Origin of the sequence: Shinella sp. BE166, assembly GCF_051201095.1 — a bacterium.
In the GTDB taxonomy this organism is placed as follows: domain Bacteria; phylum Pseudomonadota; class Alphaproteobacteria; order Rhizobiales; family Rhizobiaceae; genus Shinella; species Shinella lacus.
The window spans coordinates 1-23,817 of record NZ_JBPEHL010000032.1 but is presented as its reverse complement, the minus strand read 5'-3'; the positions used below and the strand labels follow the sequence as shown (position 1 = coordinate 23,817).

The window sequence follows — 23,817 nt, the reverse complement described above, 5'->3', positions numbered from 1 at the left end:
ATGGCAATTCGCCCGGTCAACGCCCTTTCTCACTATACCGACTGGACGGTTGGCCACGTTCACGCTGGCGCGCTCGGCTGGGTCGCGATGATCACCTTCGGTTCGCTCTACACGCTGGTGCCGGCGATCTGGAAGCGGGAGCGGATGCACTCGGCGATCCTGGTCGAGGTCCACTTCTGGCTCGCGCTGGCGGGAACGCTCATCTACGTCTTCGCCATGTGGAACTCGGGTATCATCCAGGGTCTCATGTGGCGCACCTATTCTCCAGACAACACCCTCGTCTATTCCTTCGTGGACACGCTGCTGGCGATGTACCCCTATTACATCGCGCGCGCCTTCGGCGGCCTTCTCTTCCTCATCGGAGCGATCGTCGCAGCCTATAATATCTGGATGACCGTTCGTACGCCCGCCGCCGCGACGCTTGCCCTCGACGACGATTCGCCGGGCGACGAGCGACAGATCAGCGGCGCAACCCCCACGCCTGCGGAGTAGCCGATGCCGGAACTGATGCACAGGAAACTCGAACGCTCCGCAACGGGCTTCATGCTGGCCATTATCGCCGCCGCAAGCGTCGGCGGCATCGTGGAGATCGCTCCACTCTTCACAATCGACGACACGGTCGAGACCGTCTCCGACATGCGCCTCTATACGCCGCTGGAACTTGCCGGCCGCGACATCTACGTGCGTGAAGGCTGTTACGCCTGCCATAGCCAGATGATCCGCACGCTCCGTGACGAGGTGGAGCGCTACGGTCCCTATTCGCTCGCCGTCGAATCGAAATACGATCACCCGATGCTGTGGGGCTCGAAGCGCACCGGCCCGGACCTTGCTCGCATCGGCGGCAAATATTCCGATTTCTGGCACGTCGCCCATCTCAACAATCCGCGCGACGTCGTACCGGAATCCAACATGCCGTCCTACCGCTGGCTTGGCACCAACCCGCTGAAGCTGGCCGACCTGCCGCTGGCACTTCGCGCGCAGCGTGCCGTCGGCGTGCCCTATACCGACGAGATGATCGAGAACGCCGCGCGCGACGCCTATGGCCAGGCCGTGCCCGACAGCGAGCAATCGTCCGGCGTCACGGAACGCTACGGCGAGGCGACGCAGGTCTCGGCCTTTGACGGTGTGACAACCAATGTGACGGAGATGGACGCGCTCGTGGCCTATCTCCAGGTACTCGGCCAGCTCACCCGCGCGGCCTATGAGAACACTGCCGCGCCGGAACAGATGCCGGATCCGGACAATTGAGGTGACGAGATGGCGCTGACACACGAGACACTGCTCGAAGGCGCGAAATTGTGGGGCCTGTTTTACCTGATGGGCTTTTCGATCTGCGTGCTGATCTACACCTTCCTGCCCTCCAACCGGGAGCGTTTCGAACGGGCGGAGCGGGAGATTTTCGACGAGGACGATGGCCCATGGAAGTAAAAGAGGTCGACCCCGTCAGCGGCCGCAAGACGACGGGCCATATCTGGAACGGTATCCGCGAGCTCGACACGCCCATTCCGCGCGGCGTCCTGCTCTTTCTTATCGTCACGCATATCTTCGCCGTGCTCTGGTGGGTGCTGATGCCTACCTGGCCACTCGGCAAGACTTATACAAAGGGCGTGCTCGGCGCCGACCAAAAAGCAACCGTCGAGGCGTCGATCACGGAGGGCATCGGGGAGCGGGCCCCTTGGGTTTCACGCATCGAAAGCCTGTCCTACGACGAGGTTCGCGCCGACGAACCGCTGATGGAGACGGTGCGTGTCAACGGCCATCAGCTCTTCGGCGACAATTGCGCCGCCTGCCACGGCCGCGACGGCAAGGGCCGCGAGAACTATCCCGACCTCACAGACGACGACTGGATCTGGGGTGGCGGGCCGGAAGCGATCGCGCAGACGCTGACAGTAGGCATCAATTCGCGCCATGCGGAAAGCCGCGTCGGCCAGATGCCCGCATTCGGCCGCGATGAGATGCTCGACGCCGGACAGGTAGTGGACGTCGCGAGCTACGTTGCCTCCCTTAGCGATCCGGCCGTGTCCACCGCCGACAACGTCGATCAGATGGACCGGGGCCGCGAGGTTTTCCAGACGACCTGCATTGCCTGCCATGGCGAGGACGCCAAGGGCAATCCGGAACTTGGCGCTCCCAATCTCACGGACAACCGATGGATCTACGGCGGCAGCCTGCAGCGCATCATCGCGACCATCCACGGCGGCCGGCAGGGGCATATGCCGACCTGGGACGAGCGGCTGGCGCCGGCCGAGATAAAGGTGCTGGCGCTCTATGTCGACGACCTCGGAAAGAGGGCACCCTAGATGACGGATGCCGCGCCCGCCCGCCCGCGAGGGTTTCACCTCCTTTGGATTCTGGCGGCGGCAACGATCGTCGTCTTCGTGGGCGCCAATGCCCATCTCGTTTACGTCGCAGTCTCCAGCCAGACGGGCTGCGTGGCGCATCTAAAGGATAAAAGCGGAACGCCGGGCGAATATCGCGCGGCCAAGTCTGCGTGCTGAAAGGAGACGATGATGGCTGCGAGGCAACATAGGCCTGAACTTGTATCCGAAGTCTCGGATATCGAGGAGATGCGCAACGAGCAATGGAAGCGCCACCTGTCGGCACAAGCGCCCATGCGGTGGCTCGCCAGCGGCTGGCGCGATCTGTGGACCAACCCGGTACCAAGCCTTCTCTACGGGCTCGCGGTCTTCATCGCCTCGATCGTCTTCATCGTCTACATGTTCCATACCGGACGGGACTATTTCCTTTTCCCGGCACTTGCGGGTTTCCTGATCGTCGGCCCGCTGGTTGCCGCCGGCCTCTATCTCAAGAGCCGCGATATCGAGGCCGGCGCACAGCCGACGCTGCGCTCCATGCTGGCCGTGCGTCCGCTAGCGGGCGCGCAGGTATTCTTCACCGGCATGTTGCTCGCCATGCTGATGCTCCTTTGGATGCGCGCGGCAGTCCTTGTCTATGCGCTGTTCTTCGGTGTGCGCCCTTTTCCTGGGCTCGACTACGTCACCGGGATGCTCTTCACCACGCCCACCGGCTGGGCCATGCTGCTGGTAGGTAGCCTGATCGGGGCACTGTTCGCCGGTTTTGCCTTCGCCGTCAGCGTCTTTTCCATCCCTATGCTGCTCGACCGGCGTGTCGATGCGTTGACCGCCATGGGCGTCAGCACGGCGCTCGTCTGGAACAATCTCACGCCCATGCTGGCCTGGGGCGCCATCGTGCTCGGCCTTTTCCTCATCTCCGTCGCGACGGGGCTTCTGGGTCTGGTCGTGATCTTTCCCTGGCTCGGGCATGCCACCTGGCACGCCTATAAAGAAATGCGGTAGCGACCATGTCCTGCTGCGCCGCCGAGATAGGATTGGATATATCGCAATCGCGTACCGGCTTCTCAGCCGACGAGTTGGCGATGACCAGCAAGGATCTCGGCAACGGCCTTCGCCAGAGCGTGCTCTCGATCCCCGCCATGCATTGCGGTGCCTGTATTGGTGCGATCGAGGCCGCCCTCACCGCGGTGCCCGGCGTTGAGCGGGCACGCGCCAACCTCTCGCTACGCCGCGTCACGATCGACTGGAAACGAGATCGGCAGGTTGCACCAGACCTCCTTGGAGCAATCACAGCCATTGGATATGAGGCCAACCTTCCCACAGCCGAGATCGACGGCGAGGATGAGATTCTTGCGGGACTGGTGCGTGCGCTCGCCGTCGCCGGCTTCTGCTCCATGAACGTTATGCTGCTGTCCGTTTCAGTCTGGTCGGGGGCGGACGCTGCGACACGACAAACGTTCCACGCAATCTCGGCACTGCTTGCGCTGCCGGCAATTTTCTATGCAGGCGCGGGCTTCTACCGCTCAGCCTGGCAGGCACTCTCCCATGGCCGCACCAATATGGACGTGCCAATCTCTATCGGCATCCTCCTCACCTTCACGCTCAGTCTTTACGACACCGTCACCAACGCTCCCCATGCCTATTTCGAGGCCGCCACGTCGCTGATCTTCGTTCTGCTGATCGGTCGGGTGCTCGATCATGCGATGCGTCGGAAAGCGCGCTCTGCTGTCGCCGCCTTGACACGGCTGATCCCACGTGGGGCGAACGTGCTGCAAAACGACGGCAGGCTGGACTTCGTAGAACTGGGAGACATCAAGGCGCGGATGCGCCTTCGCATCGCTTCCGGCGAGCGTGTGCCGACCGATGGGGTGTTGGAGAACGGGCGCGCTGAACTCGACGCCGCCCTTATCACCGGCGAAAGCCTTTGGCGCAGCGTCCGCGCCGGGGAGGCCGTGCAGGCGGGGGAACTGAACCTCGGCAACCCCTTCGTGCTGCGCGCCACCAACGCGCCGGCAGATTCCACGGTCGCCGAGATGACGAGAATGATCGAGGCGGCCGAGGATGGCCGCTCGCGCTACCGGCGGCTCGCCGACCGCGCAGCCGGCCTATATGCCCCCGTTGTTCACAGTCTCGCTGTCCTCGCTTTCATCATCTGGTTCATCGCGAGCGGTAATTTGCATACCGCGCTCACTATCGCGGTCGCCGTTCTCATCATCACTTGCCCCTGCGCGCTGGGGCTCGCGGTACCCATGGTACAGGTCACTCTGGCCCGCCACCTCTTCGAACGCGGTGTGATGGCAACCGACGGCTCCGCTTTTGAACGCCTGCGCGAGATCGATACGGTCGTCTTCGACAAGACGGGCACGCTGACGACGGGGGCGCCTCGCCTGCTCGGCATTGACGGGATCACTCCGGAAGCGCTCAAACTCGCCACCGCTCTGGCCCGCACCTCCATCCACCCGATGGCAAGGGCGATAGCCGAAGCAGGTGTCTCCGCAGAGAAGCCGCCCACCTTTACGGATGTGAGGGAGACGGCGGGAATGGGGCTGGAAGGCCGCCTCGGCGGCGACCTATACCGGCTCGGCAGGCCTGAATGGGCTCTGACCACACAGGACGAAGCGGTTATGACCGTGCTCTCGAAGAACGGTGAGGCCCTTGCGCGTTTCAGCTTTGGCGAAGATATCCGACCTGGCGCGCGCGATCTGGTCGCAACGCTGAAAGCCCGCCACTTTGAGGTCGTCCTGCTCTCCGGTGATTCCCTCGAAGCCGTCGAGGTGGTTGCCAACGCGCTCGGCATCACCGATAGGCGCGCCCGGCTTCTGCCTACCGAAAAGGTCCGGGCGATAAAGAACCTGCAGGCGGCCGGGCACGGGGTGCTGATGATCGGCGACGGGATCAACGATGCGCCGGCGCTGCGCGCCGCAGACGCATCCATGGCGCCGACGTCGGCGAGTGACGTCGGCCGCAGCGCCGCTGACTTCGTTTTCCTTGGCAATGATCTGCGCGTTGTGACGGATGTGTTCGATAGCGTGGAAAAGGCGGCCGGACTTATCCGACAAAATTTCGTGCTCGCCGCCCTCTATAACCTCATCAGCCTGCCCATTGCATTCAGCGGATATGTGACGCCGCTTATAGCGGCCCTTGCGATGTCCTCGTCCTCGCTCATCGTGGTCGCCAACGCGCTACGCCTCGCGCGTGCGCCACGGTCTGGAGAGAACATGGCGAAATCCGTCTTGGAGGCAAGGACATGACGGCCATCAGCGTGCTCGTTCCACTTTCGATCGTTATGGGTATCGCTGGGCTCCTCGCCTTCCTATGGTCCCTGCGTACTCGACAATACGAGGATCTCGACGGGGCCGCCGCCAGAATTCTGCTCGACAGCGACGAAGACGATGCAATCGACCGCGACCGACGGCGGCATATGTCCAGGAATGGAGGATGAGATGACAGATGAGGATCGGCCCAAGATTCAAGAGGGTAACCATCAACAGGTTGTCGTCGACCCCTCCGACGCCGTAACCGGACTTGGCTTTGTGCTCGGGTCAGTCGGCGCGGCGGTCGGTGTCGTGGCCGCGATCGTGGCGGCTCCGCAACTCGATGCTTCTGCGGTCCTCTATTGCTTGATCGGCGGCCTTGCAGGCGGTTCGGCGGGCGTGGTCACAGGCGGTCTGATCGGAGCTGTGTTCTCCGTTGCACGCGGAACGCCACGTTGAAAGGCTCGCTCCATGCCGCCTATGATCAAATTCATGGTCACACGTTTGTTGATAGGCTTCTCAATTGGTGGTCTCACTGCGGTCGCCTTGATCCTGGGGGCGCCAACCAGCGTTGGCAATCCAACGACATGCCTAGCGGGAGTTTTGATTGTCTATGGCCTGGGATCCGTCTTCGCCCTTGGATACCTCGCCACCGCGCAGAGTTGGGAGAATTGAATTGACGCCTTGAAGGTCCACGGCCGTCGTGTGCGATCGGCGAAAACCGCATCGTCAATCCGAAAGCAGTCGCATATTTCAAATTTCGCGTTTCAGAGGCATATGGCGAGTGCCGAACCCATTACCAACTGCGGCAAGCTGGGCACGCCCAATAGCTCGGCGAGATGCCGTTTGCTGAGTTGAAGCAGACTGTCCCACCAAAAACGGGACGGTTTTATCGTGGTATTTCAATCGTGTCCTGAAGCCGGACAAGTTCAAAGTCGCTAACGAGAATGTCGACCCTCAGGTGCCATTGTCCCGCGATCGGCACTACGACGCCGGAGGCCCGCCACACACCGTCAGCCTGCAAGGTCGCTTTCCTGCGCATCGGCTCGATACCCGCCTGCGGATTGAAAAGCACGAAGGTCACCTCCTTCGGGATCATGGTCGTGAAATCCGGTGCCAGAATGATGCCGGACACCTCGACCGGACCGGCACGTCCGGGCGTGACGGCAATTTCAGCCATCGCCTTGTCCGCGTGGATATGGATCGACACCGGCTGCGCAGCCGCAATCGCCAACGCGCGAGGCGGCGGCGTGAACCGCCATGTGGCGGCGACAGCAAAAATGGCGAGGGCGATCATGGTCTCGATGATAATAGCGCGGGCAAGCCGCCGTGCGGAGCCCAGCTCGCCGCGTTCGGCTGGCTTGGTGAAGACCCAGCGGTTGGCCACCACGAGAAGAAACAGGACGACGAGCAGCGCCGTCTTCGCGAGAAGCACATTCCCATAGGCCGTCGAAACGAGCGCATCGAATGTCTGGACCTGTACGATGGCCAGCAGCAGGCCGGCCGCGGTCAGTGCAGCGACGCAAACGGGGATAAGGCGGGAGAACCGGCCAAGCGCCTGCCGCGCGGCATCGCCTCCATGCTGCAAAGCGTAGGCCAGTGGTGGGAGAGAGCCGATCCAGATGGCAATCGTGACTACATGCACGAAGACCGCCGGCCGCATCAGCCATTGCGGCGTCGCCGAACTTGCATGGCCACTCAATGCCATCGCCGCGCTTCCGGCGACAACGGCTACAAGCGATGCCGCGCGGCCCGAAAAAGTTGCCCTTGAAGAGGTTACCAGCGCCAGAAGGAACGCAAAGGAGAGCACGACGACGGTCAGGCCGAAACTCGTCGCGAGCCCCGCGCTCCATACCGCACGATCAGTAAGATTGGAGAGCGGAGCACCCAAGGCATCGAGCCCCTGCAATCCCAGGGAAACCACCGTCGCCGAGAAGCCGAGCAACAGGGCCATTTTTATGACCGGCAATCCAGCGGCGCCATCGGGGATCAGCCACCGGACGGCGAAAAGGCCGCCTATCCCGAAGAACAGGCCGGCATACATCGCGATGCGGGCAAGCCATAGCGCCGTCCTCACCGGCCAGTCGATCGCTTCCCCGGCAGCCTGCGGCGCGCTGCTCGGCGCGCCAATCGAAAAGATCGTGGAACCCGCGACGGGATGTCCGTCCTCGGAGACGACGCGCCAGGCAAGCACGTGGGTTCCCGCCGCAAGGTCGCCGGGTGCCGCGATCTCGAGTGTGCGGTCGCGCAGAACGAATGTCTCCAGCGTCTTCGACTGCCCATCGGGCAGGATGAGCCGCAGCACGAGCGGCGACACCGGCTCGCTGAAGGACAGCGACAGGGTTTTCGGCGGAGCATTGACGACGGCGCCATCAGCGGGCACAGCGCCCGTCAACGAGGCATGCGCCATCGCTGCCACAGCGAGGCAGCACCAGAAGATACCGGTCAGAAAGACCTGGATACAGGCTCGGCCAAGATGATCCCGCACGACAATCTCCGAAGGACAGACGGGGCCGGCGCCCGAAAGCGCCGGCCTTTTCGGGTTCAGTGGCCGTTTGTGGCCTCAAGCAGCTTCACGCCGGGGGCGGGAAGCTCGAGATCGTCCTCGGACTGGCCTGCGGCCGGGATTTCGATCCAGCGCTCAGCCACACCATCCGGGCACTCCTGCACTACGGGGAAGTGCAGCGTTTCACTCGCCTTCAGATCCTTCGTCAGATAGACCCGCAGCACGAATTCGTCATATTCGTCGTCGCCGAGATTTCCGCCGCTCCAGACGATTTCCTTCACGCCTTCGCTGGTCGGCGTGCCGTAGTAGTCGTAGGATTTAGCATAGGCGCCCTTGATCTTTTCAAGCGTCCAGCCGGCCTTCGGCTGCGGCTTCACCGCAATCACGCCTTCGGGGATCTGCACGCGCACCACATTGGTCGGCTTGCCCTCGCAGCCGTGCGGCACCTGGAAGATCGCGCGATAGGTCGAGCCGACCGGCGCCTCCTTCAACTGCAACGAAACATGGGCAAGGGCGGCGCTGGAACCGAGCGCAAGGGCGGCAACGGTTGCAAGTGTTCTTTTCAGCATTGTCAGTCTCCAACAGAGCCGGTCATCCCTGCCGGCAAGGTATGATGGAAGAAGGAAAGGAGATAGGAGCGCGAGGGCACACAGCAGGCGGTCCGCTCATGCAGCGATCAGGGCAGGGAAAACCCGCACAACTCGCACGATGGCCTTGCCGGCACTGGCCCGGCGATCAGGCGAGTGCCGGGGGACCGCGAGGATGTCCGGGCAAAGCCTCATGCGCCGAAGGCGCGCGGTCGTCATACCCGTCGAAAATCCGCTGCGAGGGTTGTGCAAGCGGATTGAACAGGATGAGGACAGGGCGATACGGCGGAACGAGGCCTGCCGCCATACCGCAGGCCAGCGTGCAGCAATCGGGAGCGAGCGAGCGCTCCTTGCCCGGCGTCGATGCCGGTTTCTGCTCGTCGAGATGGGTGATGCAGAGCGGATTACCATAGGCATCCACCGCCGAACTGCCGGCCGTGGCAGCTTGGGCCAAGGGGCTCAGAAGAACCTGCAACGCCATCAGCACGGCGGCGGCGAAAGCCACCCATCCGTTCCGGCGCTGCTGCATGTATATCGTCATCAAAACCTCTCGCACCGAGGCTTACCAAGCGCGCCGCGTGATGAAAAGGCTCCCGGCTCGCCGAATTGTCGCACTCTTTGCGGTGCAGCAAGCAGCGCCACGATAACTTCTCATGCATCCGCTCTTTTGTTCGGCCGGGCGCAAAGATGACGCATGACGATCCTGCAAAATGGAGCTCTTCCCTCCTTCAAAGGATCAAGCATGCAAACGCTTTCTCTCAAGACCACCGTGACCACCATTGCCGCCGAACTGCCGGGTGCGGCCGAACTGTTTCGCCGCTCTGCCATCAATTTCTGCTGTGCGGGTGATATCCCTCTGCGCCAAGCGGCCGAACGGGCCGGCTTATCGCCGGCAGAACTGCTTGCCGAGCTGGAAGCGCTCCAGCGGATGGCCGGTCTTGAAGCGCCACAGGAGACCGGGCCGCTCATTGATCATCTTCTGTCGCGCTACCATGAGACCCATCGCCGCGAACTGGCCTTTTTGATCCCGCTTGCCGAGAAGGTCGAACGCGTTCACGGCGACCATCCCGTCGCCCCATCAGGACTGGCTCGCGCACTGGTCGCGCTGAAGGCGGAACTGGAAGACCACATGACGAGCGAGGAGCAAATCCTCTTCCCCCTGATGCGGCAAGGGCAAAACACGCGGATTTCCCGCCCGATCATGCAGATGCGCCATGAACATGCCGATACGGTCAGGCTTCTTCAGGATATCGAGCATGCAGCCCATGGCATGGCGCTGCCGGAGGGCGCCTGCGGGTCGTGGACGGCGCTCTATACGGGGCTGCGCAAGCTCACCGATGATCTCGTCTTGCACATGCATCTGGAGAATACCGTGCTTTTCCCGCGCTTCGAAACGCCGGAAGCCGCCATCGGCCCCTAAGCCCGAGACGGAAAGCGGCATCCGGATTTTCCGGGTGCCGCTCCATCACACATTCGTCAGACGAAGACCATCACGGCCACATAGCCGACGGCGATCAGGACAAGCCCGGCGATCAGCATCGGTATCAGACTGCTGCCGTTGATTTCCCTGCCGCTGACCTGCTCACCGGAAAACACCAGGGGTTTGCGCGGTTCTTTCTTGTCCATGACAGCCTCTCGTCGTTGCGGTGATCGAATGCTTGGCTAGACGCTGGCCTCCAGACGTGCGCCTTCGAAATGTCCGAGCATGACCCGGATTTCCTCCTGATCGGAGATCAGACAGGCAGCGGTGCCGAGTGCGTCGGCAATGGCGGCGGATGGCGCCGAGACCGAGACCGAACGCCACGCCGATGCCGCCGGCCTGCCGGTCGTAGGATCGAGGATATGGCCATCGTGGCCTGCCTGATCGAAGGTCGTACCGAGTGGGGCAGAAGTGGCGAGCGCGCGCTGGCGCAGCGACAGGCGTTCTCCCGTTTCCAGGCGTACCGGCCAGTTCCCGCCCTCCGGCTTACCGCCAAGCGCCCGCAGCTCACCCGTATCGATCAGGATATTGCTCAGCCCCTCCGCCTCCAGCAGGGCGGCGACCCGATCGGCGACATAGCCTTGGCCGATACCATTCAATGTCAGGGCCATGCCGGGTTGCAGGGTGATGGCGGCCGCGTCGAGTTCCACCTTCGCCCAGCCGGTCCCGCGGCGGACCGTCTCGACCGCTTGCGCATCGGGCTTCCGCCCGCCTGCAGCCGCTTCGGCCCAGAGCGCCCAGAGCGGTTGCACGGTGGGGTCGAACCGTCCGCCGCTTGCGCGGTGGACGGCACCGGCCAGCGACAGGCAGTCGAGCAATTCGAAAGGCGGTGCGGGGAGATGCCCGTCGCGGTTCAGACGAGACAACGCGCTCTGCGGCCGGTAGAGGCTGAGCATATCTTCCAGCCGGTCGATCTCGGCCATGACGCGGGCGGCGATGACCTCCCCATCGGGATGGTCGAGCCGGATCGAGGCGCGTGCGCCCAACGCCTGTCCCGTCCATTGACGGGTCGTACCCTTTGAGGTCGCGCGGGCAGTAGCAGGCAAGAAGGCCAGAGCGGCGGAAATCGTGATCAGGCGGCGTCGGGTGATGGGCATGGGTCAGCCTCCGGCTTTGTTGGGCAGGGCACGCAGGCGGCCATCGAAATCCGCATCGTCGTCGTTCCCCTGGTCCGCCCCGGCATCGACCGGCGCGAGAACCATGTCATTGGTGATGTCGGCGAGCGTCAGCACGCGGCCGCCCTCGGCGCGAACGAAATCCTCGGCGCGCTCCCGGCTGGAAAACGGAACCGCTTCCGGCGCCCCCATGCCGCCCGCACGCGCCGAGCCGAGAACGTAGAAAGCCTTGTCGGCGGCGATCCAGTTGCCATCGCCGGGGCGGCCCCAGGTCGCACCTGCTTTGCCCATGTCGTTGACATAGACGGCGAGGATCGGCGAGACCTGCTCGGGGCCGCGCATATAGGCGATGGCATCGCGCACCTGGCTGAAGAACAGCGGCGCGGCGTTGCCTTCGAGGAAAACCTGCGCCTTCGGGCCGGGATGCTCCAGGAGGTTCATTTGGCAATAGTGACCGAGGGTCTCCGGCGTCATGTCCTGCGGCGTCGTGCTCTGGGCCACCTCCTCCTTGCAGGCGGAAAGCAGCGCGAGGGCGGTGACGAACAGGGCTGAACGAAGCGAAATCCTCATGGTGTCACCTTACGGAAAGCCGTCACGGCAAGCGCGATGGCGGCGAGCGGCCATACGAAGAGCGAAGCGGCCGATTGCCAGAGCGGAATGGCGCCCGCCGCACCGCCAATGCCGCCGGCCGCCGCAACGGCCTCCGCCGCCGAGAGATTGAAGACGCGGAAGGCATCGGCGGGATTGGCAAGCAGGGCAACCGGCAGCGCCTGCGTGGTGAAGGCACCGCCGCCATCCGAGACGATCAACGCAAGCAGCGCGAGGTCGTAGAGCACGACCGCCACGAGCCAGAGCGCGATGGCAAAACCGGCGGCTCCGGAGGGCCGACGCGCCAAAGCCGAGAGCGCATAGCCCGCGCCGAGGAAGGTGGCCCCGAGTAGGACCGAAGACCAGATCAGTCGCCACAGCGAGCCAAGCCCCCTGATCGCCTCGGCATCGGACCAGACGGCGACCAGCGCCGCCGCGCCGTAACCGAGCGTAACCGCGAGTGCGAGGATCACGAGATGGGCGAGCAGCTTGCCGAGCAAAATCTGGAGGCGCGAGACGGGATAGGTGAGCAGCAGCGGCAGTGTTCCGCGTTCCACCTCCCCCGCCACCGCGTCAAAGCTCATCAGGAGCGCGAGCAGCGGCACGAGATAGACAGCAAGCGAGGTGAGCGAGGCGACCGTCACCGAGAGCCGGTTCACGCCGACATCCCCCGTCGGCGCGGCACCGGCGGCGGCGAGCACCAGCGCAAACAGCACCATCATGCCCGTCGCGATGGAGACCCAGCGATTGCGGAAGGCGATGCGGAATTCCGAGATCGCGGTGGCGAGGATGCGGTTCATTGCCCGTCCCTCCGGCTGAAATGGCTGTAGATATCTTCGAGGCTCGGCGGGATCACATCGAGGTCGGCGACGTCGCCCCCGAGCGCGGATATGCGGGCCAAGAGCGGCAGCTTTTGCGCCTGCGCGCAGGAAAGGCGCAGAAGCCCATCCCCGCTCGCAACGGCCTCTGGAAAGGCGGCCACCAGAGATGGCGCACGGTCGGATGCAGGGCGAACGAGAAGGGAGACAGGCAGTGCCGCGCGGGCCCGCAGATCGGCGAGCGTGCCCTCAGCCACCAGTTCGCCCCCCGAGAGGATAAGGATGCTGTCGGTGCGCGCCTCCACCTCGGTCAGCACGTGGGAAGAAAGCAGGATCGCGGTTCCCTCGGCGGCAAGGCCGTCGAGAAGATCGTAGAAATCGCGCCGCGACACCGGATCGAGGCCCGACGTGGGCTCATCCAGCACGAGGAGACGCGGGCGGCCGATCAGCGTCTGCGCGAGGCCGATACGCTGGCGCATGCCCTTGGAATAGGTGCCGATGCGTCGGTGCGCCGCCTTCTCCAGCCCGACACGGGCAAGAAGCACCATGGCCTGCTTCGGGTTTTCCCCGCGCAGTGCAAGATAGTGGCGAAGCTGCTCCTCTCCGGTCAAAGCGGGGTGGAAGGCGGCGTTTTCAGGCAGATAGGCCACCTGCGCGCGCGCGGCCGGCGAACCGGGCGCCATGCCGCAAACCGTGACGTCGCCGCCGTCATAGGGGATGAGGCCGAGGACGATCTTCATCAAGGTCGATTTGCCCGCGCCGTTGTGGCCGAGCAGCGCCGCACGCCGCTCCGCTTCCAACGTCAGTGAAACGGCCTTGAGCGCCTCCACCTCGCCGAAGCGCTTAGTGAGCCGAGAGATTGTCAGGGTCGGTGTCATCATAATTTCCTTCGGCCCAGCGACCGGCGGCTTCGGCTTCGTAGCCGAGGATTTCGGGCGGGACGGATATGGTGAGAGGCCGCATCAGCGGCGCGCTGTCGCGTACGCCGCCGGGCAGCGTCGCAGGAAAGTCCCGCTGGCTCCAGCGCACGAGCTGCACGGCGGGCGAACCGATGAGCAGGCTGGCCGCCGGCTGCGACCAGAGGATCTGGTCCATCAGATCGTTTGGGCGATAGAAACTGTCGGCGATGCCGTCGCCATTGAGGTCGAAGGCGGGGTGGTCGGACCAGAAATTGCCCCTGCCCTCATGGCTCCATTCCATGTTGCGGGTGCCGACATATTTCACCTGCTCGCGGTTGGCGATGAAGGCATTGCCGGTCAGCACATTCTTCTCGGACCCGGCGGTGAAGTGGATGCCGATGCCGCAGCCCTCGAAGCGGTTGTTCCAGATCAGGTTCTTGTGGGCGTTGTAGATGAAGAGGCATTTCTTCGTGTCGCCGCGCACCAGATTGCCGGTGACGTCGGCATTGTTGGCATAGTTCAACATCAGCCCGTGTTCGCGGTCGCCGAGGCTCAGATTGTTGAGGATCTTCGCCTTGTTGGAGAACATGATTGCGAAGCCGAGATGGTTGCCGATCGAGATATTGCTGGAAACCTCGGTGTTGCGGGTGTACATGAAATGCACGGCAAAACGCAGGTCGCGCATGACATTGCCGCGGTAGATGCTATCGGCGCTGGCATTGGAGAAGATGCCGTCACGGCCATAGCGGATGACATTGTTCTCGAGCAGCGTACCTGGGCTGTTCCAGACATAGATGCCGTTGCCGCGCTCGTTCATGCGCGGGCTGTCGGTCCCGATAATCTCGTTTCCGCTGATGGCGGCATCGTGGCCGCCATGCACGTCGATGCCGTGCATGTTTCCGGTGACGAGCAGATTCTCGATGCGTGCCCGGTCGGCACCCTCCAGGATTTTCACCCCGGCATCGAGATCCTGGTTCACGCGGCCCGAACCGGTGACGGTGAAGCCCGTCAGGGTCACGTCGGCAGCGGAAATCGTCATCACGCTGCCCCGCCCCTGCCCGTCCAACAACGCACTGCGGGGACCCGAGATGGTGAGCGATCGGTCGATGACGACGGGGCCGGCATAGACCCCGTCGTCAAGAACAAGCACATCGCCGGGTGCAGCCCCGGCGATGGCGGCTGCGAGGCTGCCCGTACCCGGCGCAACGGCACGCTCCGCCGCCGCAAGCGGCGAAGCGAGAAGAAGGCCGATGAGAAAAACGGACAGCCGCATCGTTCAGGCGCCCTTCGGTTCCACGAACATGCGCCCGCGCATCTCCATGTGCAGCGCGTGGCAGAACCACTGGCAATAGTACCAGTAGACGCCTGCATTGGCCGCGACGAAGGTGACCGAACTCGTCATCTGCGGTCCGACCTCCATGGCAACGCCGTGGTTGCCCATGGTGAAGCCGTGCGTCAGGTCGTCGATCTCGTCGAGATTGGTGACGATGACCGTAACCTCGTCGCCCTCCTTCACCGTGAAGCTTTCCTGGCTGAAGCTCGGTGCAACCGACGTCATATAGACGCGCACCTTGTTGCCGTCGCGGATGACGGCATCGGTCCACTCGTCGATATTGACGCCGTCGGCCTCGGCCTGCTTGCGGGTTTCGGCCCAGAGCGGATCCTTGCGATCCCACACCGACTTTATGTTCGGCAGGATCGAGGGAGCGACGGCGATGGCGTCATGCGGCTCAGCAAAGTTCGGGCCGTCATGCACCAGCACCATCTTGTCGCCGGAAATGTCGATCAGCTGGTCGTTTTCCGGCTTTAGCGGCCCGACATTCAGGAAGCGGTCCTTGGAGAACTTGCACAGGCACACCAGCCAGTCGTTGGTGGCATCCAGCGTCTCGCCCATCACCGTCTTCAGGTGGCCGGGCTGATACTGGACATCAAGCTTGTCCTTGATCGGATTGATCTTTTCACCGGCATAGGCACGGATGGCCTCGTCGATGTTCCACTTCACCACCTGGCTGTCGAGGAAGAGCGAGGTGTAGGCGTTGCCGCGGCCGTCGAAGGCGGTGTGCAGCGGCCCGAGGCCGAGTTCCGGTTCCGCCACCACGGCGCTGCGCGGTTCGGCATTGTCGTAGAAGATCGCGTCGAACTTGGTGACGTCGAGCACGGTTACGGTCGGCGAGAGCTTGCCGGCCACGCACAGGTGCTTCTTGTCCGGCGCCATGTTGCAGCCGTGCGGGTTGTTGGCGATCGGGATGTAGCGGGTGAAGAGCGACTTGGCGTCTTTGCGGCCGTCCACGACCTTCACGCCGTTGATCTCTTCATATTGACCGGCGGTGATCGCCTTTTCGATCTCGGCGAGATTGAAAACGACGACATGGTCCATCTCGGACTTGGTCATCTCTTCCAGGGACATGCCCATTTCCGAGTTGTAGCAGGTCGAGAAGGCCCACTTGCCTTCATAGTCGGCATCGCAATTGTCGAGGTTGCCGGAGACCTTCACCTGCCAGGCGACCTCCCACTTGTCGGCATCGACGGCGGTGAAGATGTTCACATAGGTCGAGACGTCGGTCATGGTCGAGCCGTCGTTGACCAAGGGCGCTTCGTCCTCGCCATTGCAGAAGACGTAGTTCGAGCGCGGCCATTTTTGTGGCCGCAGGCCGTGGATGCCCTTGGCGTTCGGAATTTCCAGGATGGCATCGGTCTTCATCACGTCGCAGCGCACGCGCGCCACGCGGGTATTGGCCTTGTCGTTCATGAAGAGATAGCGGCCGTCATACTTGCCCTCGGTGAAGGACATGTGGACGTGGTGCAGGTCGCCATTGTCGTGGATGTGCTTGCCGTTCGCAGCGAGTTGCTTCTTGGTCTTCTCCGTCATCGTGCGCTGGTGGATGCGGATCGATTCATTCGTCTGGCCCCAGCCGGTGGCCGAGCAACGATTGAACACCGGCACCCGCATCAGCTCGCGCATCGAGGGGATGCCGAGAATGCGCATTTCGCCCGATTGTCCCGATGACCAGAAGCCGTAATAGTCGTCGAGCTTGCCGGGTGCGACGGAACCGTCCGCTCCGGCGGCGGCACGGGCCGGGGTGGCGAGACCCGCAGCCCCCAGGCCAAGGGCGGCCGGCCCCATCGTGCCGGCAAGAACGGCCGTCCCTGCCGTGGCGCTGAAGAGCGCGCGGCGGCTCAGCCCCTTGTTTTCCTTCGATTCCATGATCGACTCCTTCTTCAGTTAACTTTTGCTACGGGTTGATGGATCGGCGCACCGCCCGGGCTCGCCGCAAGCTTGGCCCGCGACTTCATCTTCTTGATCACGACGGGGCACATCGTTTCGGACTGGTAGAGAACCTGGCAGTGCAGACAGTTGATGCACTCGTTCGGATTGATCTCGCCGGTCTTGTGGATCGCCTGCACCGGACATTGGATCGCGCAGGTCTGACAGGGGCTTCCGCATTCGTGATAGCGCTTGAGCCAGTCGAACATGCGCATGCGAGCGGGGATGGCGAGTGCGGCGCCGAGCGGGCAGAGATAGCGGCAGTAGAAGCGCTCGACGAAGAGCCCGGCCACCAGAAGCGCCACCGCATAGGCCACGAACGGCCAGGCGCGGATGAACTTCAGGATGATCGCCGTCTTGAACGGCTCGATCTCGGCCAGGTGCTCGGCCTGCTCGACGCTCATCAGCGATACGCCGAAAAGGCCAAGGAAGATCATATATTTGATCGGCCAGAGCCGTTCATGCAGCCCCCAGGGCAATGTCCATTGCGGGATGCCCAGCTTGCGGGCGATCTGGTTGGTCAGTTCCTGCAGCGCGCCGAAGGGGCAGAGCCAGCCGCAATAGGCCCCGCGTCCCCAGAAGAGCAGCGCGGCGGCAACGGCAAACCACAGGATGAAGGTCAAGGGATCGAGCAGGAACGCCTGCCAGCTGAAGCCGGTCACCAGGCTGCCGAACAGCGCCATCAGGTTGACGACCGAAAGCTGCGCATTGGCATACCAGCCCAGGAAGACCAGCGTCACCGTCAGGAAGGCGATGCGGAAGATGTAGAACCCCTTGGCGTTCTTCACCGCATAGCTCTGGAAGAAGAAAACCCCGGTCAGCACCACCAGCATGGCGCCGAGCACGACGATCTTCAGCTTGGAATCCTGCCAGATGCGTTTCCAGAGATCGGCCTGCGCCGCTCCCTCGCCACGGTCGGCGACGGCGACAGCCTCCTTCACCGGCGGCGCCACGGCGCGGAGATATTTCTGCGGCAACTGATAGCCGAGATCGAAGGTATGGAAGACCTTTTCGATCGGCCCGACCTCGCGGTGCGCCAGAAGCTGGATGCGGAAGGGTTTGGCCGGATCGAAACCGAGACCCGCAGGAATGCGGAACAGGTCCATCTCGGTGAATTCTGGCGCACCGGCAAGCGCGATGCCGCCAAGACGGCGATGATCACGGTCGCGGAAGCGCACGGACACGTCGTCCTGGATCAGTACGATGCGGTCGAAGATGCCTCCGCGCACGTAGCCCGAGCCCTTGAAGGAATAGAGGCCGCGCGCCATTACGGCGATGGCGTTTTCGCCATCTTTCAGCCAGCCTTTGAGATTGACCTCCTCGGCGGAGCCGAGCAAAGCGCCGCCGATTGCCGGAACGGAGACCAGCGCCGCCTGCATGTCGATGAAGGTCGTTTGCGGCGCTTCGGCAATCGCCCGCTCACGCGCCCGTTCATCGGGATGCGCCGCGAAGGCGCCATTGACCTGTGCCACGTCGAGCGAAAGCCGGCGCAGCGTCCCGTCGCCCTCGGCCTCGGTCCAATCGGTTGGCGCGGTAGCCGCAGGATCGATCTCGAAACGCGGACCGGCCTTGTCCGCTTCGGGCGCAAGACCGCCGAGACCCAGCGCCCGTGCGACCTTCAGGCCCGAACGGACGATCGAATCGTCGATCACCATCACCGTCACGGTCGCGCCGGAGATGATATCCACCTCATGCGCCGTGCCGCCGGATTTCGCCTCTGCGACGAGGTCGAGCCCGGCATAGCCGGCCACCAAAGCCTTCACCTTGGCATCGGGAATGCCGATGAGCACGATGGGCTCGGAATGCTTGACGAGGCGCACGCCGATGATCTTCGCATCCGTCCCTACAGCCACGAGCGTATGGATCGGCTTGCCGGAATAGCCGGTCGTGCCGACAAAATCCGAGGTGACGAAGACCCAGGCGACCGTCTTGCCACCCTGCAACACCGGTGCCACCGCGATATCGTCGCGCACCGCGCCGAAGCCATCCGCGCTCGGCACGAGATCGGAGGCCGTCGTGCCCGGCAGATAGTCTTGCAGCACCGTGCCGGCCTTCGCGGAGAAGGCGAAGAACAGGCTGGCACAGAGGAAAAAGAAGAGACGAACGAATTTCATTCCAAGGCATTCCCGCAGATGGTTGCGGGAGCATTGGAGTGTTCATGGCAAGCGGTCGTTGACTTGCGTCAAACAAATGGCAACTAGTCCGGCCACGTCAGCGTATAGCGCAGCTCTCGAACGCAGATACTCTGTCTTAAGCTCTTGAAGGGACACGAACCGCTGACCCGCTCATTCGTTGGCTACTTTCCAACCCAGCCAACCACTTGCTCTCGGAACGACAGAATGGGGCCGGAGGTAGACAGGCGGCTTATGGGTTCCAGATCTTGAAAATCAGCCCCATAGCGCCCCAGTGTTGAGAAAACTGAGAAAATGGTTCCGCTTGAACACTATGATTCCGCAGCCACTGGTAACCAGCATTTTAAAGTGGAAAACGTCCGCGCGATCTAAGCAGGCGGACGTCACCGATCTCTCGTCGCTGACGCCGCTGGTGGGCCGATGCCGCCTTTTGCTGCGATCGCGACGTCGATCTCCCAAATGGCCTTTGCGGCTTCGAGCAGGATAGCCTTCATCTCGTCGTCGTAGAGGTGCACGGGATTGAGGTCCATGGATTCGGCGGATCGCCCAAGACGCACAGATTCCACCAGAACCCGCCAGCTTTCCCGTATCGTGACATAGGCGCGGCCGAGCAGGCGGAGCTTCTCGCCCTCGGAAAGGGTTACCACTTCGTGTGCCGCCCTGGTCAGCTCGACGACCCCGCCACGATGGAACACGGCTTAACACGGCGCTTCTGAAGGCATTGTCCGAAATGGCGGGAAAGTCCCTGCCCAGTCGCTGGATTGCCAGGCGAACATAGCATCAATCGGTCACCCGCGCTCCAGCGTTGAGCTTGGATCATCCGCCTCGGGCCCACCGCGACGTTCTTAGAACGCCTGCGATACACTTAAGGTCTGATGTTGTGGTTCACACGGAAAACGTTGGTCGGGTCGAACTTCAGCTTCAACTCGACCAAGCGTTGATAGTTCTCGCCGAATGATGCCCGTACTCGCTGATCTCCCTCGTCATCCATCATGAAGTTTGGATAAGCACCAGGAAGGTCGAAGCGATGCACTGCGTTCCAGTAATCCCGCGCCCACAACTTGATGACCCCCGCATTTTCAGGGTCTGGATCGATCCCAACAATGACCATGGACCATGTCGCGTCTCGGGTCGACCACGCGGTCTCGCTTTTCCTACGACTGTGAACTGCCTTGTCGATTGGATAGAGGTGCATCGCTGAGAACACGTTGCCTTTCTTCGCACACTCTATGTGAATGGGGATCGCCTCATCGGGCAGCGTCTTTACGAAATCGCCCTTCCAGTACCATTGCAGGCCCTTCGGGTAAAAGGGATCGAACATGGTTTGCAGGGCGGTATAGGGGAGATACCCGCACCAATCGAAGAGTGGTGTGGGCAGCACTGCCCGTACTTTGTCCACTTGGGTTTGACCGTCCTGACCGTTGTGGGCGACGAGCAAGAGGCAAATTTTTTTGTTCCAGTGTTCTTCAGGGAATGGCTCGGTCGGCGGGATCGCCTGAAGGCCGAGGAAGATATAAAACTCCGGAGACGATATGGCCTGAAACTCGCGGTACCAGCGCATGATGTCGGCGGCCTGCTCTATGTCAAAGGCGATCGGCCCGCCATATAGCATTTTAGCTGGGTTGGTGCGATAGAGGAAACTGGTGACGACGCCGAAGTTGCCGCCACCGCCGCGCAGCGCCCAGAGCAGGTCGGCATTTACGGTTTCACTTGCGACCACCAGGCGACCGTCCGCCAGAACGACATCGGCTTCGATGAGGTTGTCGATAGCGAGACCGTACTGTCGGGTGAGGTAACCGTGTCCGCCGCTCAAAGTGAGGCCGCCAATCCCCGTTGTCGAGATAATACCGAAGGGTACCGCTTGCCCAAAGGCGTGGGTCGCATGATCGACATCACCTGTTGTACATCCGCCCCCGGCGCGCACTGTGTTGTCCCGAGGGTCGAAGCGTACGCCCTTCAGCGGTGACAGGTCGATCACGATACCGTCGTCCACGCTCCCCAGACCAGGCCCGTTGTGACCTCCTCCACGGACTGCAATGTCGAGCTTTTGTTCACGGCCAAAATTGACCGCGGTGATAACGTCGCCCGCGTCCACGCATTGTGCGATCACAAGGGGTCGCTTGAGGATCATCCCGTTGTACAGACCGCAGGCATCCTCATAGTCCGGGTCGCCTCTCTGGATGACCCTGCCGCGCAAGTCGGTGGCGAATTCGCTTATCGCTGTGCTATCCATCCTACCCTCCCAATGCCGATTGACACTCGATCATAGGCGTAGCCCGGCGGGTTTCCATGACTGATCGTCCGAGTTCCATGCTCGTCTGATCGGAACGGGTGACCGAAGGAAATTTCATGCAATCTTTTGGCGAATTTGCCTGTCTGGAACACGCACGAGCGGGATTGTTGCAGAACAACTTCATGATGCCCTAATATGCTTGGGAGTTCGCGCTTGTTCCCAATTTGACGTCGTAACGTGAAGGAGCGTTTGCGATGGATGTTTTGTCAGACGTACTGCGCACAGTTCGTTTATCCGGAGCGCTCTTCTTCGACATCCGTGCGAGTGCGCCCTGGGTGGGCGCGTCACCGAGCACGGCCGACATCGCCGCTGCGGTTATGCCCGGCGTGGAGCACGTCATCTCCTTCCACGCTGTCATTTCAGGTTCCTGTTGGGCCGCTATAGACAGAGACCCGACCCCAGCCATCAAAATGAACGCTGGTGACGTGGTTATATTTCCCGGAGGAGCGCCGAACATCATGAGCTCATCGCCTGGCGGGACAGGCAAACCAAACATGGGCATCTATTACAGGCCCACGGATGATGAACAGCTACCCTATCAACTTATCCATGGTGGAGGCGGTGACGAGCAGACGAGATTCATCTGCGGCTACCTTGGGTGCGACAACAGACCCTTTAATCCACTTCTTTCCGCCCTGCCGCCGATATTCGCGGTCCGCAAGCCTCCGGACCAGGAGAGCTGGATTGTTGACCTGTTCGTCCACGCTCTCGCTCAGGGAGGAAACAAGAGGGCGGGCAATCAGACGATCTTAGCCAAACTCAGTGAACTCATGTTTGTCGAGGCCATCCGTTGCTACATCGAGTCATTGCCGGCGCACTCTCTTGGATGGCTGTCTGGCCTGCGCGATCGACATGTTGGCAAGGCTCTCCAGCTTATCCACGGCCGCCCATCGGAGAACTGGAGCATCGACCTTCTCGCCCGCGAGGCGGGGCTGTCGCGCACCGCATTTTCAGAACGTTTCGTCCACTTCGTTGAGGTGCCTCCAATGCACTACCTCGTTCAGTGGCGAATGCAGGTTGCGTCGCGCCTCCTGGAAGAGCGGGGAATGAGCGTAGCGCAAGTCGGCAGTGCGGTAGGCTATGAGTCCGAGGCCGCGTTTAGTCGTTCGTTCAAGAGGCTCCTCGGGGTCTCGCCAGGCGCTTGGCGGAAGTGGAATCGTGCACAGTGAACCCTACGAACGGACTGGTGGGGGCCGCCTCGGCTCCATTCACGGCTGAGGAAATTGCGATCCCGTTCACTGTGGATCAGATGTAAGTGAGTAAACTGCCCGGCTATGATTGTGTGGAGCGGTCGATATGAAGATCGCCCGAAATGGGGACAGCGCTTTACCATGGCCTGACTAGGGTAGTTGTGCCCGCCGCACAGAAGCGAGGAGGCCCTGCTTATCCTCCAGACGGCTCCATCGACGGGACGGGATCGAAAATTGTAGGTCCTCCGATTACCTCGCCCACTTATAAGCACGGCTCACCTGGATATCAGGCAACCCCTGTTTGGCCTTTGCGTTGGCGTCTGCCCTCGAAGTGCGGGTGATCGGCACTTAGATGCCCGCCGCAATCAGAGCCCTGATGTGCCGGATGTCCGAGCCGCAGCATCCGCCGACGACACGAAGTTTAGGAAGACGCTTTGCCATGCCAGCGCAAAGCGCGCCGAACTCCTCAGGGTCACCATCATCAAGCTCGGTGGCTTCATCCAATTCGGCATGGCTGCGGCGCGAGGCGTTTGGTCGGACCATGCCGATCCGGTTGAGCCAGCGCGAAGGTAGCTGTTCACTGAAATGCTCGGGATGGGCGCAGTTGATCCCGTAGTAGCGAACGTAGCCGCCAGTCGCGGCTTCGACCTCGCTGAGCGCGGAACCGAGGTCCTGCCCCGTCGGCAGCCGCCCGTCTGTCTCAACCGTGAAGGAGAGAGCGAAAGGTAGGCCGAGGTCGTGCGCACGGTTGACCATGCCGATGGCCTCGCCTGGATGGGTGATGGTGAAGGCCGACGCGATGTCCACGCCTTCCTCGGCAAATGTCTCCAGCTGGGCGCTATGCAGACGTGCCGCCTCGATTGGCGTCAGAAGCTGCTCGGGTGCATAGCCATCGCCTGCCGGTCCAAGCGCTCCCTCGATCAGGATATGGTCACGCCAGGGATGAGCGCTCCGCAGATCGCGGGCGAAGGCGATCGCGCGCCGGTTGACGTCACGGATTCCTGCGTCGTCGAGCCCAAGCCTCGGCCCCCAGCCGCCATTAGCGCGCCAGGTCGGCGTGCCCATCACGAAGCCTCGGCTCTTGGCTTGAGCCAAATCGAAATATGAAATCGCGTAGCGCCGCAGCATCTCGCGCCCCTCTGGGGTATCGAGCAGCACAAAGGAGGCGAACAGTGGCATTTCGGCGCCGTCGTGGAAGATTAGGTCTGTCTCCATCCCCCCGTCGCTGATGAATGCTTCTGGCGACGAAAGCAAGCGGTCAAGCATACCCATGATGTCCTCCTGAATAGCCCCTAGATTTGTAGACGCCTTCTTTCCTAATTTTGAGGCAGGAAGAGCATCATGAGCAAATCGAATTTCAGCGAAGATTTTAAGC

The 23,817-nt window shown here is 62.3% G+C and carries 25 protein-coding genes; 11 read left to right on the top strand and 14 right to left on the bottom strand.

What is annotated here, in order from left to right; translation table 11 throughout:
- The 9 genes from J2Y63_RS33785 to J2Y63_RS33745 all read left to right on the top strand — a co-directional run.
- Positions 1 to 492: cbb3-type cytochrome c oxidase subunit I (locus tag J2Y63_RS33785; protein WP_435269580.1), on the top strand; the 492-nt coding region annotated here is incomplete at its 5' end.
- A gap of 3 nt (positions 493 to 495) precedes the next feature.
- Positions 496 to 1,248 carry a cytochrome-c oxidase, cbb3-type subunit II gene (ccoO, locus tag J2Y63_RS33780; RefSeq protein ID WP_160862010.1) on the top strand — a complete coding sequence of 251 codons (753 nt, stop codon included), beginning with the start codon at positions 496 to 498 and terminating at the stop codon, positions 1,246 to 1,248.
- 9 nt (positions 1,249 to 1,257) lie between these two features.
- Positions 1,258 to 1,428, top strand: a complete 171-nt coding sequence (locus J2Y63_RS33775; protein WP_160862009.1) for a CcoQ/FixQ family Cbb3-type cytochrome c oxidase assembly chaperone — start codon at positions 1,258 to 1,260, stop codon at positions 1,426 to 1,428.
- Positions 1,419 to 2,300, top strand: coding sequence for a cytochrome-c oxidase, cbb3-type subunit III (gene ccoP, locus J2Y63_RS33770; protein WP_160862008.1), 882 nt, complete (start codon positions 1,419 to 1,421; stop codon positions 2,298 to 2,300). The genes J2Y63_RS33775 and ccoP overlap by 10 nt, the downstream gene beginning before the upstream one ends.
- Positions 2,301 to 2,498, top strand: coding sequence for a hypothetical protein (locus J2Y63_RS33765; protein ID WP_160862007.1), 198 nt, complete (start codon positions 2,301 to 2,303; stop codon positions 2,496 to 2,498).
- A gap of 12 nt (positions 2,499 to 2,510) precedes the next feature.
- Positions 2,511 to 3,317: a DUF2189 domain-containing protein gene (locus tag J2Y63_RS33760; RefSeq protein ID WP_160862006.1), complete on the top strand. Its 807-nt coding sequence runs from the start codon at positions 2,511 to 2,513 to the stop codon at positions 3,315 to 3,317.
- Positions 3,318 to 3,322: 5 nt separating this feature from the next.
- On the top strand, positions 3,323 to 5,566 hold the full coding sequence (locus tag J2Y63_RS33755; RefSeq protein WP_160862005.1) for a heavy metal translocating P-type ATPase: 2,244 nt from the start codon (positions 3,323 to 3,325) through the stop codon (positions 5,564 to 5,566).
- The gene (ccoS, locus tag J2Y63_RS33750; protein WP_160862004.1) at positions 5,563 to 5,757 is read left to right on the top strand and encodes a cbb3-type cytochrome oxidase assembly protein CcoS; all 195 of its coding nucleotides are present in this window, start codon (positions 5,563 to 5,565) and stop codon (positions 5,755 to 5,757) included. The genes J2Y63_RS33755 and ccoS overlap by 4 nt, the downstream gene beginning before the upstream one ends.
- 1 nt (position 5,758) lies before the next feature.
- Entirely contained in the window at positions 5,759 to 6,028 is a 270-nt protein-coding gene (locus J2Y63_RS33745) for a hypothetical protein (RefSeq protein ID WP_256121173.1), read from the top strand.
- 430 nt (positions 6,029 to 6,458) lie between these two features.
- Here the strand turns inward: J2Y63_RS33745 and J2Y63_RS33740 are convergent, their stop codons facing one another.
- The 3 genes from J2Y63_RS33740 to J2Y63_RS33730 all read right to left on the bottom strand — a co-directional run bounded on the left by J2Y63_RS33740 (position 6,459) and on the right by J2Y63_RS33730 (position 9,203).
- Positions 6,459 to 8,057, bottom strand: coding sequence for a copper resistance CopC/CopD family protein (locus J2Y63_RS33740; RefSeq protein WP_256121172.1), 1,599 nt, complete (start codon positions 8,055 to 8,057; stop codon positions 6,459 to 6,461).
- A 56-nt stretch (positions 8,058 to 8,113) separates the two neighbouring features.
- The gene (locus J2Y63_RS33735; protein ID WP_435269579.1) at positions 8,114 to 8,644 is read right to left on the bottom strand and encodes a YcnI family copper-binding membrane protein; all 531 of its coding nucleotides are present in this window, start codon (positions 8,642 to 8,644) and stop codon (positions 8,114 to 8,116) included.
- Positions 8,645 to 8,810: 166 nt separating this feature from the next.
- Complete coding sequence (locus J2Y63_RS33730; RefSeq protein ID WP_256121171.1) at positions 8,811 to 9,203, bottom strand: hypothetical protein; 393 nt, start codon at positions 9,201 to 9,203, stop codon at positions 8,811 to 8,813.
- Between the two features lie 201 nt (positions 9,204 to 9,404).
- Between J2Y63_RS33730 and ric the strand changes: the two genes are divergently transcribed.
- On the top strand, positions 9,405 to 10,082 hold the full coding sequence (gene ric / locus J2Y63_RS33725; RefSeq protein WP_435269578.1) for an iron-sulfur cluster repair di-iron protein: 678 nt from the start codon (positions 9,405 to 9,407) through the stop codon (positions 10,080 to 10,082).
- Positions 10,083 to 10,138: 56 nt separating this feature from the next.
- Here ric and J2Y63_RS33720 read toward each other — a convergent pair whose 3' ends face one another.
- From J2Y63_RS33720 to J2Y63_RS33675, 10 genes are all read right to left on the bottom strand, one after another.
- Positions 10,139 to 10,288 (bottom strand): hypothetical protein, encoded by a 150-nt coding sequence (locus tag J2Y63_RS33720; RefSeq protein ID WP_199564266.1) that lies wholly within the window; start codon positions 10,286 to 10,288, stop codon positions 10,139 to 10,141.
- A 36-nt stretch (positions 10,289 to 10,324) separates the two neighbouring features.
- Positions 10,325 to 11,239, bottom strand: coding sequence for an FAD:protein FMN transferase (locus J2Y63_RS33715; protein ID WP_256121169.1), 915 nt, complete (start codon positions 11,237 to 11,239; stop codon positions 10,325 to 10,327).
- Positions 11,240 to 11,242: 3 nt separating this feature from the next.
- Positions 11,243 to 11,827, bottom strand: coding sequence for a nitrous oxide reductase accessory protein NosL (locus J2Y63_RS33710; RefSeq protein WP_117372409.1), 585 nt, complete (start codon positions 11,825 to 11,827; stop codon positions 11,243 to 11,245).
- Entirely contained in the window at positions 11,824 to 12,645 is an 822-nt protein-coding gene (locus J2Y63_RS33705) for an ABC transporter permease (RefSeq protein WP_256121168.1), read from the bottom strand. Before J2Y63_RS33705 ends, J2Y63_RS33710 begins: the two co-directional genes overlap by 4 nt.
- Entirely contained in the window at positions 12,642 to 13,541 is a 900-nt protein-coding gene (locus J2Y63_RS33700; RefSeq protein ID WP_435269577.1) for an ABC transporter ATP-binding protein, read from the bottom strand. The genes J2Y63_RS33705 and J2Y63_RS33700 overlap by 4 nt, the downstream gene beginning before the upstream one ends.
- Positions 13,507 to 14,835, bottom strand: coding sequence for a nitrous oxide reductase family maturation protein NosD (locus tag J2Y63_RS33695; RefSeq protein ID WP_256121166.1), 1,329 nt, complete (start codon positions 14,833 to 14,835; stop codon positions 13,507 to 13,509). Before J2Y63_RS33695 ends, J2Y63_RS33700 begins: the two co-directional genes overlap by 35 nt.
- A 3-nt stretch (positions 14,836 to 14,838) precedes the next feature.
- The gene (gene nosZ / locus J2Y63_RS33690) at positions 14,839 to 16,767 is read right to left on the bottom strand and encodes a TAT-dependent nitrous-oxide reductase (RefSeq protein WP_256121165.1); all 1,929 of its coding nucleotides are present in this window, start codon (positions 16,765 to 16,767) and stop codon (positions 14,839 to 14,841) included.
- 14 nt (positions 16,768 to 16,781) lie between these two features.
- Positions 16,782 to 18,941 (bottom strand): NosR/NirI family protein, encoded by a 2,160-nt coding sequence (locus tag J2Y63_RS33685; RefSeq protein WP_256121164.1) that lies wholly within the window; start codon positions 18,939 to 18,941, stop codon positions 16,782 to 16,784.
- 401 nt (positions 18,942 to 19,342) lie between these two features.
- Entirely contained in the window at positions 19,343 to 19,606 is a 264-nt protein-coding gene (locus J2Y63_RS33680; RefSeq protein ID WP_256120274.1) for a hypothetical protein, read from the bottom strand.
- Between the two features lie 218 nt (positions 19,607 to 19,824).
- A complete protein-coding gene (locus J2Y63_RS33675) occupies positions 19,825 to 21,192 on the bottom strand; it encodes an FAD-binding oxidoreductase (RefSeq protein WP_256120275.1) in 1,368 nt (455 codons plus the stop codon).
- A gap of 254 nt (positions 21,193 to 21,446) precedes the next feature.
- Here J2Y63_RS33675 and J2Y63_RS33670 point away from each other — a divergent pair, with 254 nt between their 5' ends.
- Positions 21,447 to 22,421, top strand: coding sequence for an AraC family transcriptional regulator (locus J2Y63_RS33670; RefSeq protein WP_256120276.1), 975 nt, complete (start codon positions 21,447 to 21,449; stop codon positions 22,419 to 22,421).
- A gap of 369 nt (positions 22,422 to 22,790) precedes the next feature.
- On the opposite strand, the gene J2Y63_RS33665 is transcribed toward J2Y63_RS33670, so the two are convergent.
- The coding region (locus J2Y63_RS33665) for a homocysteine S-methyltransferase family protein (RefSeq protein ID WP_435269576.1) at positions 22,791 to 23,817 on the bottom strand (1,027 nt) is incomplete at its 5' end.

Bases quoted from the DNA above. Each gene is read 5' to 3' on its own strand.
- J2Y63_RS33765 (WP_160862007.1), top strand. From the start codon at position 2,301: ATGACGGATGCCGCGCCCGCCCGCCCGCGAGGGTTTCACCTCCTTTGG.
- J2Y63_RS33670 (WP_256120276.1), top strand. From the start codon at position 21,447: ATGGATGTTTTGTCAGACGTACTGCGCACAGTTCGTTTATCCGGAGCG.
- ccoP (WP_160862008.1), top strand. From the start codon at position 1,419: ATGGAAGTAAAAGAGGTCGACCCCGTCAGCGGCCGCAAGACGACGGGC.
- J2Y63_RS33675 (WP_256120275.1), bottom strand. From the start codon at position 21,192: ATGGATAGCACAGCGATAAGCGAATTCGCCACCGACTTGCGCGGCAGG.
- ric (WP_435269578.1), top strand. From the start codon at position 9,405: ATGCAAACGCTTTCTCTCAAGACCACCGTGACCACCATTGCCGCCGAA.
- J2Y63_RS33720 (WP_199564266.1), bottom strand. From the start codon at position 10,288: ATGGACAAGAAAGAACCGCGCAAACCCCTGGTGTTTTCCGGTGAGCAG.
- ccoS (WP_160862004.1), top strand. From the start codon at position 5,563: ATGACGGCCATCAGCGTGCTCGTTCCACTTTCGATCGTTATGGGTATC.
- J2Y63_RS33755 (WP_160862005.1), top strand. From the start codon at position 3,323: ATGTCCTGCTGCGCCGCCGAGATAGGATTGGATATATCGCAATCGCGT.
- J2Y63_RS33745 (WP_256121173.1), top strand. From the start codon at position 5,759: ATGACAGATGAGGATCGGCCCAAGATTCAAGAGGGTAACCATCAACAG.
- J2Y63_RS33700 (WP_435269577.1), bottom strand. From the start codon at position 13,541: ATGACACCGACCCTGACAATCTCTCGGCTCACTAAGCGCTTCGGCGAG.
- ccoO (WP_160862010.1), top strand. From the start codon at position 496: ATGCCGGAACTGATGCACAGGAAACTCGAACGCTCCGCAACGGGCTTC.
- J2Y63_RS33685 (WP_256121164.1), bottom strand. From the start codon at position 18,941: ATGAAATTCGTTCGTCTCTTCTTTTTCCTCTGTGCCAGCCTGTTCTTC.
- J2Y63_RS33705 (WP_256121168.1), bottom strand. From the start codon at position 12,645: ATGAACCGCATCCTCGCCACCGCGATCTCGGAATTCCGCATCGCCTTC.
- J2Y63_RS33715 (WP_256121169.1), bottom strand. From the start codon at position 11,239: ATGCCCATCACCCGACGCCGCCTGATCACGATTTCCGCCGCTCTGGCC.
- J2Y63_RS33695 (WP_256121166.1), bottom strand. From the start codon at position 14,835: ATGCGGCTGTCCGTTTTTCTCATCGGCCTTCTTCTCGCTTCGCCGCTT.
- J2Y63_RS33735 (WP_435269579.1), bottom strand. From the start codon at position 8,644: ATGCTGAAAAGAACACTTGCAACCGTTGCCGCCCTTGCGCTCGGTTCC.
- J2Y63_RS33760 (WP_160862006.1), top strand. From the start codon at position 2,511: ATGGCTGCGAGGCAACATAGGCCTGAACTTGTATCCGAAGTCTCGGAT.
- J2Y63_RS33730 (WP_256121171.1), bottom strand. From the start codon at position 9,203: ATGACGATATACATGCAGCAGCGCCGGAACGGATGGGTGGCTTTCGCC.
- J2Y63_RS33775 (WP_160862009.1), top strand. From the start codon at position 1,258: ATGGCGCTGACACACGAGACACTGCTCGAAGGCGCGAAATTGTGGGGC.
- nosZ (WP_256121165.1), bottom strand. From the start codon at position 16,767: ATGGAATCGAAGGAAAACAAGGGGCTGAGCCGCCGCGCGCTCTTCAGC.
- J2Y63_RS33710 (WP_117372409.1), bottom strand. From the start codon at position 11,827: ATGAGGATTTCGCTTCGTTCAGCCCTGTTCGTCACCGCCCTCGCGCTG.